16 protein-coding genes are annotated in these 16,533 nt (G+C 61.9%); 10 read left to right on the forward strand and 6 right to left on the reverse strand.

The window, feature by feature from the left end; all coding sequences use genetic code 11:
- Positions 1–31: 31 nt before the first annotated feature.
- The 7 genes from RG836_RS17750 (at position 32) to tauD (ending at position 8,372) form a co-directional block, all read left to right on the forward strand.
- A complete protein-coding gene (locus RG836_RS17750; protein ID WP_310847959.1) occupies positions 32–2,356 on the forward strand; it encodes a Tex family protein in 2,325 nt (774 codons plus the stop codon).
- Positions 2,356–2,739, forward strand: coding sequence for a PaaI family thioesterase (locus RG836_RS17755; RefSeq protein WP_310847960.1), 384 nt, complete (start codon positions 2,356–2,358; stop codon positions 2,737–2,739). The genes RG836_RS17750 and RG836_RS17755 overlap by 1 nt, the downstream gene beginning before the upstream one ends.
- A 269-nt stretch (positions 2,740–3,008) precedes the next feature.
- Positions 3,009–4,592 (forward strand): glutamate--cysteine ligase, encoded by a 1,584-nt coding sequence (gene gshA / locus RG836_RS17760; protein WP_310847962.1) that lies wholly within the window; start codon positions 3,009–3,011, stop codon positions 4,590–4,592.
- Positions 4,593–4,778: 186 nt separating this feature from the next.
- Complete coding sequence (gene tauA, locus RG836_RS17765; protein WP_310847963.1) at positions 4,779–5,756, forward strand: taurine ABC transporter substrate-binding protein; 978 nt, start codon at positions 4,779–4,781, stop codon at positions 5,754–5,756.
- Between the two features lie 16 nt (positions 5,757–5,772).
- A complete protein-coding gene (tauB, locus tag RG836_RS17770; protein ID WP_310847965.1) occupies positions 5,773–6,567 on the forward strand; it encodes a taurine ABC transporter ATP-binding subunit in 795 nt (264 codons plus the stop codon).
- Complete coding sequence (tauC, locus tag RG836_RS17775) at positions 6,564–7,397, forward strand: taurine ABC transporter permease TauC (RefSeq protein ID WP_310847966.1); 834 nt, start codon at positions 6,564–6,566, stop codon at positions 7,395–7,397. Before tauB ends, tauC begins: the two co-directional genes overlap by 4 nt.
- 132 nt (positions 7,398–7,529) lie before the next feature.
- Entirely contained in the window at positions 7,530–8,372 is an 843-nt protein-coding gene (tauD, locus tag RG836_RS17780) for a taurine dioxygenase (protein ID WP_310847968.1), read from the forward strand.
- A gap of 134 nt (positions 8,373–8,506) precedes the next feature.
- On the opposite strand, the gene mgrA is transcribed toward tauD, so the two are convergent.
- The 4 genes from mgrA to RG836_RS17800 form a co-directional block, all read right to left on the reverse strand.
- A complete protein-coding gene (gene mgrA, locus RG836_RS17785; RefSeq protein ID WP_310847969.1) occupies positions 8,507–9,544 on the reverse strand; it encodes an L-glyceraldehyde 3-phosphate reductase in 1,038 nt (345 codons plus the stop codon).
- 196 nt (positions 9,545–9,740) lie between these two features.
- Positions 9,741–10,142, reverse strand: coding sequence for a type II toxin-antitoxin system HicB family antitoxin (locus RG836_RS17790; protein ID WP_310847971.1), 402 nt, complete (start codon positions 10,140–10,142; stop codon positions 9,741–9,743).
- 53 nt (positions 10,143–10,195) lie between these two features.
- A complete protein-coding gene (locus tag RG836_RS17795) occupies positions 10,196–10,378 on the reverse strand; it encodes a type II toxin-antitoxin system HicA family toxin (protein ID WP_310847973.1) in 183 nt (60 codons plus the stop codon).
- A gap of 128 nt (positions 10,379–10,506) precedes the next feature.
- Positions 10,507–11,397, reverse strand: a complete 891-nt coding sequence (locus tag RG836_RS17800) for a LysR family transcriptional regulator (RefSeq protein ID WP_310847975.1) — start codon at positions 11,395–11,397, stop codon at positions 10,507–10,509.
- Positions 11,398–11,523: 126 nt separating this feature from the next.
- Between RG836_RS17800 and RG836_RS17805 the strand changes: the two genes are divergently transcribed.
- Genes RG836_RS17805 through RG836_RS17815 form a run of 3 tightly spaced genes read left to right on the forward strand, consistent with a single transcriptional unit; the run spans position 11,524 to position 13,054 of the window.
- Complete coding sequence (locus tag RG836_RS17805) at positions 11,524–12,264, forward strand: SDR family oxidoreductase (protein WP_310847976.1); 741 nt, start codon at positions 11,524–11,526, stop codon at positions 12,262–12,264.
- Between the two features lie 34 nt (positions 12,265–12,298).
- Positions 12,299–12,772, forward strand: coding sequence for a DoxX family protein (locus tag RG836_RS17810; RefSeq protein ID WP_310847977.1), 474 nt, complete (start codon positions 12,299–12,301; stop codon positions 12,770–12,772).
- A 21-nt stretch (positions 12,773–12,793) separates the two neighbouring features.
- Complete coding sequence (locus RG836_RS17815; RefSeq protein WP_310847979.1) at positions 12,794–13,054, forward strand: hypothetical protein; 261 nt, start codon at positions 12,794–12,796, stop codon at positions 13,052–13,054.
- A 3-nt stretch (positions 13,055–13,057) separates the two neighbouring features.
- Here the strand turns inward: RG836_RS17815 and betT are convergent, their stop codons facing one another.
- Positions 13,058–15,013: a choline transporter BetT gene (gene betT, locus RG836_RS17820; protein WP_310848062.1), complete on the reverse strand. Its 1,956-nt coding sequence runs from the start codon at positions 15,011–15,013 to the stop codon at positions 13,058–13,060.
- 425 nt (positions 15,014–15,438) lie between these two features.
- Positions 15,439–16,365, reverse strand: a complete 927-nt coding sequence (gene epsC, locus RG836_RS17825) for a serine O-acetyltransferase EpsC (RefSeq protein ID WP_310847981.1) — start codon at positions 16,363–16,365, stop codon at positions 15,439–15,441.
- Positions 16,366–16,533 lie beyond the last annotated feature (168 nt).

Raw genomic sequence — 16,533 nt, forward strand, 5'->3', positions numbered from 1 at the left:
AGCCTGCTTTCACAATTTGTCAGGTGGTTTTATGGACAGCATCAACAGCCGCATCGCCGAGGAACTCGGCGTCCGCCCACAACAGGTCGAAGCGGCCGTCGCGCTACTCGATGAAGGCTCCACGGTACCCTTCATCGCCCGTTACCGGAAAGAAGTCACCGGCAGCCTCGATGACACCCAACTGCGGCACCTGGAAGAGCGTTTGCGCTACCTGCGAGAACTCGACGAACGGCGCATCAGCATCCTCGCCAGCATCGAGGAACAAGGCAAGCTGACCCCGCAACTGGAACGCGACATCAAGCTTGCCGACACCAAGACCCGCCTCGAAGACTTGTACCTGCCGTACAAACAGAAGCGCCGCACCAAGGGCCAGATTGCCCTCGAAGCCGGCCTCGGCGAGTTGGCCGACAGCCTGTTCAACGACCCGAACCTGAGCCCGGACAGCGAAGCCGCCCGTTTCATTGACGCCGAAAAAGGCGTGGCGGATGTGAAGGCAGCCCTGGAAGGCGCCAAGTACATCCTGATGGAGCGTTTCGCCGAAGACGCCGGCTTGCTCGACAAGCTGCGCAGCTACCTGAAGCAGGAAGCCACCCTCAGTGCCCGCGTGATTGCTGGCAAGGAAGAGGAAGGCGCCAAGTTCCGCGACTATTTCGAACACGATGAACCCCTGAAAAGCATGCCGTCGCACCGCGCGCTGGCGATTTTCCGTGGTCGCAACGAAGGCATTCTCAGCTCCGCGCTGAAGGTCGGCGAAGAACTGCCGGGCACCATGCATCCGTGCGAAGGCATGATCGGCCAGCAGTTTGGCATCCAGAACCAGAATCGTCCGGCCGACAAATGGCTGGGCGAAGTGGTGCGCTGGACCTGGAAGGTCAAGCTCTACACGCACCTGGAAACCGACCTGCTGGGCGAGCTTCGCGACGGCGCGGAAACCGAGGCGATCAACGTATTCGCCCACAACCTGCATGACTTGCTGCTGGCCGCCCCAGCCGGCCCGCGTGCGACCCTGGGCCTGGACCCTGGCCTGCGCACCGGCTGCAAGGTCGCGGTGGTCGATGCCACTGGCAAGATGCTCGATCACGCCACGGTCTACCCGCACGTGCCGCACAACAAGTGGGACCAGACCCTCGCCGTGCTTGCGGCCCTGTGCGCCAAACACTCGGTGGACCTGATCGCCATCGGCAACGGCACTGCCAGCCGCGAAACCGACAAGCTGGCCGCTGAGCTGATCAAGAAATACCCGGCCATGAAAATGACCAAGGTCATGGTCTCCGAAGCCGGCGCCTCGGTGTATTCAGCGTCGGAGCTGGCCTCCAAGGAATTCCCGGACCTCGACGTGTCGATCCGTGGCGCGGTGTCGATCGCCCGTCGCCTGCAAGACCCGCTGGCCGAACTGGTGAAGATCGACCCGAAATCCATCGGTGTCGGCCAGTACCAGCACGACGTGTCGCAGCTGAAACTGGCGCGCGGCCTGGACGCGGTGGTCGAGGATTGCGTGAACGCCGTCGGCGTCGATGTGAACACCGCCTCCGTGGCGCTGCTGGCGCGCATTTCCGGCCTCAACGCGACCCTGGCGCAAAATATCGTCAGCCACCGCGATGAGCACGGCGCCTTCAAAACCCGCGCGGCGTTGAAAAAAGTCGCGCGCCTCGGGGAAAAAACCTTCGAACAAGCCGCCGGCTTCCTGCGAGTGATGAACGGTGACAACCCGCTCGACGCGTCCGCGGTGCACCCGGAAGCCTACCCGCTGGTGCAGCGCATCGCCGCCGAGACCGACCGCGACATCCGCTCGCTGATCGGCGACGCCGCGTTTCTCAAGCGCCTCGACCCGAAGAAATACACCGACGAAACCTTCGGCCTGCCGACCGTCACTGACATTCTGCAAGAGCTGGAAAAGCCTGGCCGCGACCCGCGTCCGGAGTTCAAGACCGCCGAGTTCCAGGACGGCGTCGAAGACCTGAAGGACCTGCAACCAGGGATGATCCTCGAGGGCGTGGTGACTAACGTCACCAACTTCGGTGCATTCGTCGACATCGGCGTGCATCAGGACGGTTTGGTACACATCTCGGCGTTGTCAGAGAAGTTCATCAAGGATCCGCGTGAAGCGGTGAAGGCTGGCGACGTGGTCAAGGTCAAGGTCATGGAAGTCGACATCCCGCGCAAACGCGTGGGCCTATCGATGCGCATGAGCGACACGCCGGGCGAGAAAATCGATGGCGCCCGCGGCTCGCGTCCGGGGTCGGCGCCGCGCCAGTCGCAGAACACCGCGCCGCGCAAGGAGACCGCCACGGCCGCACCGAGCAACAACGCCATGGCCTCGCTGTTCGCCAACGCCAAGCAATTGAAGAAACGCTGATGGACATTCCTGCCGGGCTGACCGAAAGCGCTTTTTTCAAGCTACTGGGCTGCCGTTTGCAAAGCCTTGAGACCGGGGTGGCGCAAGTCGCCCTGACGCTCGAGCCCGAGCTGCGCAACCGCAGCGGCAACCTGCATGGCGGCGCGCTGTTCAGTCTGGTGGACATTGCCATGGGGCTGGCCTGTTCCAGCACCCACGGTTTTGACCAGCGCAGCGCCACCATTGAATGCAAGATCAACTACATCCGCGCCGTCGCCGACGGCGAGGTGCTGTGCACGGCAAGGGTGATTCACCCGGGCCGGCGCACGCTGGTGGTCGAGGCCGATGTCATGCAGGGCGACAAACTGGTCGCTAAAGCACAAGGCACGTTCGCTGTGCTGTAGCTGTTTAACCTCGATTTGCGGTAATTTCGGCGCTGTGACCGCTGCGCCGATTTTCTGTGGGAGCGAGCCTGCTCGCGAAGGCTCTGTATCAGCCGACTTCAACGTCGGCCGGTGCGGCCTCTTCGCGAGCAGGCTCGCTCCCACATGGATCGCGGCGATCATTGCTGTTCGGCACCAAAACCAGGCGATAACGCCAGTTTCAACTTCACCCTTGTAGACCGTCTTGCCCACCCCCATATTGGGGCGACTGACGCGTGAAGGAATCCAAATTGAGCGAACTTCTCAACCGCCGCCTGGCTCTGCTCGGCGAGCGCGCTAACCTCTCTCTGCTCGAACAGTGCCTCCACGGTATCGAACGTGAATGCCTGCGCGTGACCAGCGAAGGTCGCCTGGCGCAAACGCCGCACCCCGAAGCCTTGGGTTCCGCGCTGACCAATGAACAGATCACTACCGACTATTCCGAGTCGCTGCTGGAGTTCATCACCCCGGCCCTGCCGGATCCGGCCGACACCCTGGCCAGCCTCGACAAGATTCACCGCTTCGCCTACAGCAAGCTCGGCAACGAGTTCCTGTGGAGTCCATCGATGCCGTGCCCGTTGCCGGCCGAGGAAGACATCCCGATCGCCTATTACGGCACGTCGAACATCGGGCAGCTCAAGTACGTTTACCGCAAGGGCCTGGCCCTGCGGTACGGCAAGACCATGCAGTGCATTGCCGGGATTCACTACAACTTCTCGCTGCCGGAAGCAATCTGGCCGCTGCTCAAAGAAACCGAAGGCTTTGTCGGCACCGATCGCGACTATCAGTCGACCGCCTACATCGCGCTGATCCGCAACTTCCGCCGCTACAGCTGGCTGCTGATGTACCTGTTCGGTGCTTCGCCAGCGCTGGACGCGGGTTTCCTGCGCGGTCGCGCGCACCAGTTGGAACAACTGGACCCCGACACTCTGTATCTGCCGTACGCCACCAGCCTGCGCATGAGCGACCTCGGTTACCAGAGCAACGCCCAGGCCGGCCTGACGCCGTGCTACAACGACCTGACGAGCTACACCGACAGCCTGCGCGAAGCGGTGGCTACGCCCTATGCGCCGTATGTCGAAGTGGGGACGCACAAGGACGGTGAGTGGGTGCAGCTGAACACCAACATCCTGCAGATTGAAAACGAGTACTACTCGAACATCCGCCCGAAACGCGTGACCTACACCGGCGAGCGGCCGATCCAGGCGCTGGTGGCGCGCGGCATCCAGTACGTCGAAGTGCGATGCCTGGACATCAACCCGTTCCTGCCGATGGGCATCGACCTCACCGAGTCGCGCTTTATCGACGCTTTCCTGCTGTATTGCGCGCTCAATGACAGCCCGCTGCTAACCGATAGCAACTGCAACAACGCCGGGGCCAACTTCCTCAAGGTGGTCAAGGAAGGTCGTCGTCCGGGCCTGCAATTGCAACGCGATTGCCAACCGGTCGAGCTCAAGGAGTGGGCCACCGAATTGCTCGAGAAGATCGCGCCACTGGCCGCGTTGCTCGACCAAAGCCACGGCGGCGATGCGCACAGCAAAGCGCTGGATGCGCAACTGGCCAAGGTCCAGGACCCGTCGCTGACGCCGTCGGCCCAGGTGCTGGCGGCCATGGCCGAGCATAAGGAGAGCTTCGCGCAGTTCTCTCTGCGCCAGAGCCAGGTACACGCCGAGTTCTTCCGCAACGAACCGCTGGATGCGGCAGACCAAGCCATCTTCGAAGAACGCGCCCGCACATCGCTGGCCCAGCAAGCCGAGTTGGAGCAGAACGAAGTCGGCGACTTCGACGTGTTCGTCGGGTCGTATCAGGCGAGTATTCTGGCGATCAGTAACTGACCTGTCGGCGTGAGCCCCCTGTGGTGAGGGGGCTTGCCCCTCACCACAAAGCAGGCCCATTTGATCTCCCTGCAAACTTTCTTCCGCTCATAAGCTCATTCGAAAAAGTTATTTATTTTCGGATTCTTAGATCATTTAGTCTCCTTATCACGCCGACTCTCGGTTGCCTGACAAGGAACTGCTCCAATGAAACTCATCACCCCTTTTCGCCTGCTGGCGGCTGCTTCATTGGCAGCGGCCAGTTTCTTTGCTCAGGCCGCCGACGTCACCGTCGCTTACCAGACCACCGTTGACCCGGCCAAAGTCGCCCAGGCTGATGGCGCGTATGAAAAAGCCACCAACGCCAAGATCGACTGGCGCAAATTCGACAACGGCGCTGACATCATTGCCGCGATCGCCTCCGGCGACGTGCAGATCGGCTACCTCGGTTCCAGCCCGCTGACCGCCGCGATCACTCGCAAAGTGCCGGTGGAAACCTTCCTCATCGCCACCCAGATCGGCGCCGCTGAAGCCCTGGTCGCCCGCGACGGCTCCGGAATCAAGACCCCGCAAGACCTGATCGGCAAGAAAATCGCCGTGCCGTTTGTCTCCACCGGCCACTACAGCCTGCTGGCCGCGCTCAAGCACTGGAACATCGACCCGTCGAAAGTCACCATCCTCAACCTCGCGCCGCCAGCAATCATTGCCGCTTGGAAACGCGGTGACATCGACGCCACTTACGTCTGGGACCCAGCGCTGGGCGTGGCCAAGGAAAACGGCAAAGTGCTGATCACCTCCGGCGAACTGGCCAAGTTCGGCGCGCCAACCTTCGACGCCTGGATCGTGCGCAAAGACTTCGCCGAGAAGCACCCGGAGATCGTCACCGCGTTCGCCAAAGTGACCCTCGACGCCTACGCCGACTACCGCAAGGACCCGAAAGCCTGGCTCGCCAACCAGTCCAACGTCGACAAACTGGTAAAACTGTCCGGCGCCAAGGCCAGCGACATTCCATTGCTGTTGCAAGGTAACGTGTTCCCGCTGGCGGCTGACCAAGTGACCACCCTCGGTGCGCCGACCACCAAAGCCATCACCGACACGGCGGTGTTCCTCAAGGAACAAGGCAAGGTCGAGGCCGTGCTGCCGGACTACGCGCCGTACGTCAGCGCCAAGTTCATCACCAACTGATCGGGAGTTAACTGCGATGGCCTTGCTTCAGCTGGAGCGCATCAGCGCACAGTACCCCGGTAGCCCGGAACCGGTATTGGCGGATATTTCCTTGAGCCTGGGCCCCCAGCAGTTGCTGGTGGCGCTCGGCCCGTCCGGCAGTGGCAAGACCTCGCTGTTGAACCTGATCGCCGGTTTCGTCGAGCCCAGCGCCGGACGCATCACCTTGGACGGTGTGCCCGTCAAGGGCCCGAGCGCCGAACGCGGCGTGGTGTTCCAGGACGACGCCCTGCTGCCTTGGCAGGACGTACTGGCCAACGTCGGTTTCGGCCTGGAGCTGGCCGGTGTCGCGCGAGAAAAACGCGAAATCCGCGCCCGGGAAATGCTGGCGCTGGTGGACTTGTCCGGTTTCGAACATCGGCGCATCTGGCAGCTCTCCGGCGGCCAGAAGCAACGCGTTGGCCTGGCCCGTGCCTTGGCGGCCGACCCGCGCGTACTGCTGATGGATGAACCCTTCGGCGCCCTCGATGCCTTCACCCGCGAACAAATGCAGGAGCTGCTGCTGCAGGTCTGGCAGCGCACCGCCAAACCGGTATTCCTGATCACCCACGACATTGAGGAAGCGGTGTTCCTCGCCACGGATTTGATTCTGCTGGCGCCCAACCCCGGGCAAATCGTCGAGCGCCTGAGCCTGGATTTCGGCCAGCGCTACGCCGCCGGTGAGTCGGCACGCGCCATCAAGTCCGATCCGCGCTTTATCGAAACCCGCGAACACGTGCTCGCCAAGGTGTTCTCCCAACGCAGCGCCGCAACGCGGCAGGAGCGCGCATGAGCAGCTATGAAATTCCGGCCGTGACGGTGAAGCCCGGCGCCACGGCCATTGCGCTAAAGCGCAGCCTCAGTACCCGCTGGATCAGCGTGCTGACCCTGATCGCGCTGCTGGCGATCTGGTGGGCAGTCACCGCCACCGGAATGATCGAACCGCTGTTCCTGCCACCGCCGTCCGCCGTATTGCAGAAAGGCTGGCTGCTAGTGACGAGCGGCTACATGGATTCCACCCTGTGGCAGCACTTGGGCGCCAGCCTCAGCCGGATCGGCCTGGGCCTCGGTTTCGCGGTGCTGACCGCGGTGCCGGTGGGCATCGCCATCGGGCACAACCGGATCGCCCGGGGCATTCTCGATCCGCTGATCGAGTTTTACCGGCCGATTCCACCGCTGGCGTATCTGCCGCTGATCGTGATCTGGTGCGGCATCGGTGAGCTGTCGAAAGTCTTGCTGATCTACCTGGCGATTTTCGCCCCGATCGCGATTGCTACCGCCACCGGCGTGCGCACCGTCGACCCGACCAAGCTGCGCGCGGCACAGTCGCTGGGCGCCACGCGGGCACAGTTGATTCGCCATGTGATTTTGCCGAGTGCCTTGCCGGACATCCTCACCGGCGTGCGCATTGGCCTCGGCGTTGGCTGGTCGACCCTGGTGGCCGCCGAGCTGATCGCCGCCACCAGCGGCCTGGGCTTTATGGTGCAGTCGGCCGCGCAGTTCCTGGTCACCGATGTGGTGGTGCTGGGGATTCTGGTGATTGCACTCATTGCCTTCGCCATGGAAATGGGCCTGCGCGCGCTGCAACGCAAATGGGTGCCGTGGCACGGCCAGGCCCACTGAATATTGATGAGTGTGGGAGCGAGCGTGATCGCGAACAGCGGCGTTTCAGTTGAAGCAAAGTGACTGATCGATTGCATTCGCGAGCAGGCTCGCTCCCACCTGAAGCTCGCCCCCGCATTGAAGAGAATGACCATGAGCAGCCTGACCCTCACTCCCCTCAGCACCGCCCTCGGCGCGCAGATCAGTGGCCTCGACATTACCCAGCCGTTGACTGCCGAGCACCGGGATGCCATTGAGCAAGCACTGCTCAAGCATCAAGTGCTGTTCTTCCGCGACCAGCCGATCACGCCGCAGCAACAGGCGCGTTTCGCGGCGAATTTTGGCGACCTGCACATCCATCCGATCTACCCGAATGTACCGGAACAACCGGAAGTGCTGATCCTCGACACCGCCGTCACCGATGTGCGCGATAACGCGATCTGGCACACCGACGTGACCTTCCTGCCAACCCCAGCCCTGGGCGCGGTGCTCAGTGCCAAGTTGTTACCGGAATTTGGCGGCGACACCTTGTGGGCCAGCGGCATTGCCGCGTATGAAGCGCTGTCGGAACCGTTAAAAGCCATGCTGCAAGGGCTGACCGCCACCCACGATTTCACCCGCTCGTTCCCGCTGGAACGCTACGGCAATACGCCCGAGGCGCTGGCGCAATGGGAAGAAGCGCGGCGCAAGAATCCGCCGCTGTCGCACCCGGTGATCCGCACCCACCCGGTCAGCGGGCGGCGCTCGCTGTTCGTCAACGAAGGCTTCACCTCGAAGATCAACGAACTGTCGGACACCGAAAGCGACGCGATCCTCAAATTCCTGTTCGCCCACAGCACTCGCCCGGAATTCACCGTGCGCTGGCGCTGGCAGAAAGACGACGTGGCGTTCTGGGACAACCGCGTGACCCAGCACTACGCGATAGACGATTACCGCCCGGCGCGACGGGTGATGCAGCGGGCAACGGTGTTGGGGGATGTGCCGTTTTTTCGCTAACCTGACGTCGTCAGCGACTGAACAGACGCTTTCGCGAGCAGGCTCGCTCCCACAGTGAAATGCGCGTCCCGTAGGAGCGAGCCTGCTCGCGAATGGGTCGAAACAGGCGCCAGTTTTAAACCGGCGCCAGACACTTACTCAGCCGTCGACGGCTTCTCCCACAAATTGATCCCACCCTCTTGGGCAAACCGATCAATCTCCGCCAGTTCTTCAGCGCTGAAGCTCAGGTTCTGCAACGCCCCGACGTTCTCGATGATCTGTTCCGGCCGGCTGGCGCCGATCAGGGCTGAAGTCACGCGGGGGTCGCGCAAGGTCCAGGCCAGGGCCAACTGCGCCAGGCTTTGGCCGCGACGCTGGGCGATCTCATTCAATGCACGCACGTGGGCAATGTTAGCCTCCGACAGATGCGACGCCTGCAACGAACCACCACCCGGGCGGTTGACCCGCGCATCTTTGGGTACGCCGTTGAGGTACTTGTCCGTCAGCAAACCCTGCGCCAGCGGAGTGAACGCGATCACGCCAGTGCCGAGTTCGTCGGTGGTGTCCAGCAGGTCCTTTTCCACCCAGCGATTGAGCAGGTTGTAGGCCGGCTGGTGAATCAGCAACGGCACTTTCCACTCGTTGAGCAGCGCGGCCATTTCGCGGGTCTTCACCCCGGAATACGACGAGATGCCGATGTACAGTGCCTTGCCTTGCTGCACGGCAGTGGCCAGGGCACTGGCGGTTTCTTCCAGCGGGGTGTCCGAGTCGTAGCGGTGCGAGTAGAAGATGTCCACATAATCCAGGCCCAGGCGCTGCAGGCTCTGGTCGAGGCTGGCCAGCACGTACTTGCGCGACCCGCCGCCCTGGCCATACGGGCCGGGCCACATGTCCCAACCGGCCTTGCTCGAGATGATCAACTCGTCACGGTACTGCTTGAAATCCTCGCGCAGCAACCGGCCGAAATTGATCTCGGCGCTGCCATACGGCGGGCCGTAGTTGTTGGCCAGGTCAAAGTGGTTGATGCCCAGGTCAAACGCGGTACGCAGCAACGCGCGCTGGGTGTCGATCGGCGTGCTGTCGCCGAAGTTGTGCCACAAGCCCAGGGACAACGCTGGCAACACCAGCCCGCTGCGGCCTACGCGGCGGTAAGGAATGGAGTCATAGCGGTTTTCGGCAGCGGTATAAGTCATCGAATCCTCTCTTGTATGTTTTTGGGCATCATCCAGGTCGAGCCGACCTTCTTGCGAGCAGACGCTCAGTTGACGATGCCCAGCATACCCCTTGAGAACACCTCTCCAAGCGTCGGTTCGACTATTTGCTGAAACGTTTCACAATTCCCCGAATTCTCGCCACGGTAATGGTTGTAGTGCATCGCTCGAAAGCAGGTCAGGCTGAAAGCTCTCTCAGCGCGGCAGCCGCAAGGAATCCGGATCGGGAGCTATAGCGCTTGTCCCGGCTGACGGTTTGGTCGATGCGCTCCAGTAGTTGTTCCGGCAAAGTGGCATTGAATCGGACTGACTTGCCGAAGTAAGACGTGATGTCGAATTCCACAACACCCCAGACACCACCGGCAAAATCAGGATTGTCGAGATGGTCATCAATCTCGCGCACCTGCGGGAATGGCTCACCGTCGGCGACCAGCCCTTCATAGTGCAGAGCCAGCGCCTCCTTCACATTCTCGAATGCCTGCGACACCGTGGCGCCCGCAGAGAAGCAGCCCGGTACATCGGGAATGATCACGCCGTAGTCTGAGTCGGCGTCCTTGTGCAGTACGACCGGGAATTTCATGACAATAGGTTCTCCCTCAAATGCCCCCGTCGCGGGGAGCCCAGTATCGAGCCTCATTTCAAGCCCGCCTGTTTCAATATGCTGTGAATAGTTCCTCTCGGAAGATCCGAGTCAGGGTGCTTTATCGTCACCCGGCCTGGTTTGTAGAGATGCTTGTACTGGTGGTGGCTACCTCTGACAGCCACCAGATACCAGCCGTCCTCCTCAATCGTCCTGATCATTTCTCGACTTCGCATCACTCGCCCTTGTGGGGCAGCAGTTCCGCTGCACACACTACGCGAAGGAGCGACGCTCTATACACACCATACACACTAAGACAAACATTAGCTTAACCCGCCCGCCCAGACAACTTGCGAGGTTCACGCTACAGCGCCCCCGCAAACACTTCTCCCAACCAATCCACAAACACCCGCACCCGTGGTGACATCTGGCGGTTGTGCGGGTAGAGGACGGACACCGGCATCGGCGGAGGCGGGGTGTCGAGGAGGATGGGTTTGATCAGGCCTTGGGCGATTTGGGTTTCCATGCGGTATTCCGGGCACTGGATCAGGCCGAGGCCGGCGATGGCGGAGGCCGCGTAGATTTCAGCGCCGAAGACTGACACCGCGCCTTCGATGGCGACTTCCTTGAGTTGGCCATCGACCATGAATTCGAACGGGAAGAGCTTGGCGGTGGTGCGCGAGACGTAGTTCACCGCGCGGTGGTGCTTGAGGTCGTCGAGGTTTTGGGGTTCGCCGTATTTGCGCAGGTAAGCCGGGCTGGCGCAGGTGATCTGGCGCAGGTTGGCGACACGTTTGCCGATTAGCGTCGAGTCGCTGAGGGTGCCGGCCCGCAGTACGCAATCGACACCCTCGCCGATCAGGTCGATCAGGCGATCGGCCTCGCTGAGCGACAGTTCGATGTCCGGGTAACGCGCCATGAACTGCGGCAACGCCGGAATCACAAAGGCCCGCGCCAGTGTGCCGTGCAGATCCACGCGCAAGCGACCTTTGGGTGCCAAACCACGAAAGGCGAGTTCGGCCTCTTCCAGTTCTGCCAGCAATTGTACGCAGCGTGAGTAATAGGCTTCGCCGTCCAGCGTAGGACGGACCTTGCGCGTACTGCGCTCCAATAAACGCGTCCCGAGCCAGGTTTCGAATTGATTGAGCGTGTGGGTCAGGGTCGCTCGAGGCAGGTTCAGGTCGTCGGCGGCCTGGGTGAAGCTGCTGCGCTCGTAAATACGCACGAACACCTTCATCGCTTTGACTTGATCCACGGCTGCCTCCCGGCGTTCGATTGTTGGCGTTTATTGAACAGTCAAGGCAACTCTCCGGCATTTATCGGTCTGGGTAAACATGTGAATCTGGCTTCACCCCAATTCACCGCCTACAGGATCACCGCCATGAACACTTCCGTTTCTAAAGTTGCCCTGGTCACCGGCGCCTCTCGCGGCATCGGTGCAATCATCGCCAAACAGCTGGCCAGCGAAGGTTTCGCGGTTGCCATCAACTACGCCAACAGCGCCGGCGAAGCGTCGCGGCTGGTGGTGGAATTGCGCCAGGCCGGTCATCACGCCATGGCGGTCAAGGCTGACGTGGCCAAGGCCGAGGACGTGCGCCGGATGTTCGACGAGGTGGAAGCGCAACTGGGCAAGATCGACGTCTTGATCAACAACGCCGGCATCCTCAAAGTGCTGCCGCTGGCGCAACACAGCGATGAACTGTTCGACCAGAACTTCAACATCCACGCCCGCGGCACCTTCAACACCCTGCGCGAAGCCGCGACTCGCCTGAACAGCGGCGGGCGGATCGTCAATTTCTCGAGCAGCACCGTCGGCCTCAACCTGCCGGGTTACGCGGTGTACATCGCCAGCAAAGCGGCGGTGGAATCGCTGACCCAGGTATTTGCCAAGGAAATGCGCGGCCGCGACATCACGGTCAACGCCGTGGCGCCAGGCCCGGTGGCCACCGACCTGTTCCTGCACGGCAAAAGCGAAGAACAGATCCAGACCTTCGCCAAAATGCCTCCGCTGGAGCGCCTCGGCCAGCCAGAGGACATCGCCCGCGTGGTGTCCTTCCTGGTCAGCCCGGCGGCGGAGTGGGTTAACGGGCAAATCCTGCGGGCTAACGGCGGGTTGGTCTGAAGCGCTCACGCAACAGCCGACCAAGGAGTTCACCATGCATCAGCCACCGAGTAACAGGCTATTGATCCCAGCATTGGCGCCGCTGTATCGCGCGGGTGAACCGCTGGCCTATACGCTGCTGCGCGCCGGTTACGGCGTGATCATGCTGACCCACGGCCTGCCGAAGCTGCTGGGCCGGGCGCACGGTTCGATGGCTGACCCGATGGCGGCGTCGGTCAACTTGATCGAGAACGTCCTGCACCTGCCGCAGCCACACCTGATCGGCCTGCTGATCGCGTTACTGGAAGCCGTCGGCGGCGGGTTACTGGTGCTGGGACTGGGCACGCGCCTGCTGGCGGCGATGATGGGCGTGCAGATGCTGACCATCGCCTGGATCCTCGGCCCGACCTGGCCGTGGATCGATCGCGGGATCGAATACCCGGTGCTGATGGCGTTGCTGTCGTTCTACATCATGTTTCGCGGAGCGGGATGCTATTCCCTCGACCACACTCTACGCAGAGAGCTTTAACGCCCAGCCGAGGAATCCATCATGCACACCGCGATCATCATCACGTTCGGCCTGGCGCTGTTGGCGCTGATGCTGTTCATCGGCGAGCGCATCGGCTTCAGTCGCCAGACCCTGACCTACACTTTTGTCCTGTTGTGGCTGGCGCTGACCGTGATCAACGGCGCCAATGGCATGCTCCGCGCCGGCCAGTCGCTGGGCAGCGAACTGGCGATCGGCGTGCTGGTGTTCGCGGTGCCGGTGGCGGCGCTGCTGTTGTTTATGCGGCTGAGCACCGAGGGTTGAGGCTCAGCGCACCAGATGCAGGAACTGCATGTGCCGCTCGTACTGGTCGAGGATGTCGTTGATCACCTGCTCCTTGGTGTAGCCCACCAGATCGTAGTCCTGGCTGCCCTCGCTCAGATGCACTTCGGCGCGGTAATAACGCCGGTTGTTCAGCTCCTTGGAGCCCATGCCGCCACGGGCAAATGACGGCGTGAAGTAGCCGCGCATTTGCACCTGGTAGATGAACGGGTGCTGCTCGCCGTGACCGATTTCCAGGCTGACGTTGTCGTTGGCCGGGTCCGGTTGTGTGACCACGTTCAAACCCTTCTCGACGAACACCGCGGTCACCTCTTCAATCGCCGGGCGCACGGTGCTGTCGAGGAAGCGATAAACCTCGTCGCGCGACGGGAAATGCACCGCCTGACTCAAGCGCTGACGCCAACCGCCACGCCGCGAACCCGAGACTGGAGCCAGGGAATGCAACTGCGCGATCTGCTTCTGCGACTCCAGAAAAAACGCCTTGTGCAGCCCCCACATCATCAGCAGCAAAATCAGCGAGAACGGCAGCGAGGTCAGCACCACCGCCGATTTCAGCGCATCGATGCTGCCGGAGAACAACAGCGCACTGGTGACCAGCGCCGTCATCGCGCCCCAGAACACCCGCAGCCACTTCGGCCCGTCTTCATCGGGGTTGCCGCCCTTGGCCGACAAGGTCGAGAGCACCACGGTGCCGGAATCCGCCGAGGTGACGAAGAACACGAAGCTGATAAACACCGTCACCGCGATCACGGTTTTGCTCCACGGGTAGGTTTCCAGCAGCAGGTAGAGGCTCATCGACGGGTTATCGAGGGCCGACATACCGAGCGCGCTCATGCCGTGATTGAGCACTTGATCGATGGCGCTGTTGCCGAAAATCGACATCCACGCCAGGGTAAACCCGAGCGGGATCAGCAGCACGCCGAAGACGAATTCGCGAATGGTGCGACCACGGGAAATTCGCGCGATGAACAACCCTACAAACGGCGACCAGGCAATCCACCACGCCCAATAGAACACGGTCCAGCCGCCCAGCCAGTCGCTGGGCTTGTTGTAGGCGTACAGGTCGAAGCTCTTCATCGGCAGCGCGCCGAGGTAGTCGCCGATGTTCTGGATCAGGGTGTTGAGCAAGTGCTGGGTCGGCCCGGCGAACAACACGAACAGCAGCAGCGCACAGGCCAGCAGCATGTTGATGTCGGACATCACTCGCACACCCTTGTCGACGCCGGAGACCGCGACGATGATCGCCGCGCCCATCATCAGGGTGATCAAACCGACCTGGACCCATTGGGTGTGAGCGACGCCAAACAGGTAATCGAGCCCCGAATTGAGGTGCAAGACGCCGAAGCCCATGTCGGCGCCGAGGCCGAACACCGTGGCGATGATGCCAAAGCCGTCCACCGCATAGCCAATCGGGCCGTTGATGCGCTTGCCGATCAGCGGGTACAGCGCCGAACGCAAAGCCAGCGGCAGGTTGTGACGGTAGGCGAAGTACGCCAGGGCCATGCCGACAAACGCAAACACGCCCCAGCCGTGCAGTCCCCAGTGCAGGAACAACACCTGCATCGCCTGACGCGCCGCCTCGGCGGTGCCACCCTCGCCCTGGGGCGGTTGCACCAGGTGCGTCAGCGGCTCGGACACGCAGAAGAAAAACAGGGTGATGCTGATCCCGGCGGCGAACAGCATGCCGGCCCAGGACAGGTAACTGAATTCGGGCTCGTCGTGGTCGGCACCCAGTTTGATCTTGCCGTAGCCCGATAACGCGGTGACCACCACGAAGACCAGATACAGGGTCATCGCCAGCATGTAGTACCAGCCAACCGTGTTGGCCGCCCAGTTTTGCGCCGCGAGCAACCAAGCGCCGGCCTGCTCCGGCATGGCGATGACCACGATACCGAACAGCAAAATGAAGGTCGCCGCGAAGTAAAAAACCGGCGGATTCATGCGGACCTGGCCACTGGCGGGCGTCGAGGATGCACTCATGAAGCGTGCGCCTCGGAGGGAAAAAATGTGGCTGTAAAAATCGGACTCAGCAAAGGCAAGCCTCCTGTTGTGAGCGGGCAGCGAACCGCCGGTTTAACTTGAATGAGCGTTCAAGTTAAACATGGATAGGGTGCTAAGGACTAATCCCCAGGCTGGGTGGTACTGGGAGTACGCTAGCTCAAGGATGGGTATGACGGAGGGATTGGCGGATTCGTTCAGTGGGAAATCAGCTAAGTGCCGATATTGCGGTTTGCATTGAAATCCATCGCGAGCAAGCTCGCTCCCACAGGTTTTGCGTCGAACGGTCATTTTGCGAACAACACAAAAACTGTGGGAGCGTGGCTTGCCCGCGATGGCGTCAGCAGGACCACAAGGGATTTCGGACCCTACTTCTGCGTCCCATCATCGTGCTGCAGATTCGCCTGGGTCAGGTTGCAGCCCGCCGGCACGCTGCGGGTCAGCCAGACGTTGCCGCCGATGGTCGAGCCCTTACCGATGGTGATGCGCCCCAAAATGGTCGCCCCGGCATAGATCACCACGTCGTCTTCGACGATTGGGTGGCGCGGATGGCCCTTCTGCAACTGGCCGTCTTCGTCCGCCGGGAAACGCTTGGCGCCAAGGGTCACGGCCTGATAGATGCGCACTCGCTCGCCGATGATCGCGGTTTCACCAATGACCACACCTGTGCCGTGGTCGATGAAGAAGCTGCGGCCGATCTGCGCGCCGGGGTGGATGTCGATGCCGGTGGCGGAGTGGGCGATTTCCGCGCTGATCCGCGCCAGCAATGGCAGGCCGGCGCGATACAGATGGTGCGCCAGCCGATGGTGGATCACCGCCAGAATCCCCGGATAGCACAGCAACACCTCATCGACGCTGCGGGCGGCCGGGTCGCCGTGGTAGGCGGCCAGCACATCGGTATCGAGCAAGGTGCGCAGACCCGGCAGCGCGAGGGCGAATTCCTGAATGATCTGGATCGTCCGCGCCTCGACTTCGCTCTCCGCCTGGGCGCTATGGCGCGCGGCGTAACGCAATTCGAGCCGCGCTTGCGCGAGCAAGGCATTCAGCGCGGCGTCCAGAGTATGGCCGACATAGAAATCCTCACTTTCCTCACGCAAGTCCTCTGGGCCCAGGCGCATGGGGAACAGTGCGCCGCACAACGCTTCGAGGATCTCGGCCATCGCCGCGCGCGATGGCAATTCACGCCCGCCCTGCTCGCCGCTGACTCGACCATTCTGCGTGCGCCACTGATCACGGGCTGTACGCAGTTGGCTGACGATGGTCTGCAATTGCCAATGGCTGGAACGCTCGCTCACGGTAGAAACTCCTCACGGGCAGCCGGACGATCTGGCCGCACTAACGCCGCTACTTTACGGTAAGGGCACGAAGCCGAATTAAGAACCGATTGTGCTGGCGACAAAACTTCTGGTTATAAGTGATTGGCGGTTGCCGCCGTAATATCGCCTGCCTATAGTCCAGTCACC

Origin of the sequence: Pseudomonas rhizozeae, from assembly GCF_031583775.1 — a bacterium.
In the GTDB taxonomy this organism is placed as follows: Bacteria; Pseudomonadota; Gammaproteobacteria; order Pseudomonadales; family Pseudomonadaceae; genus Aquipseudomonas.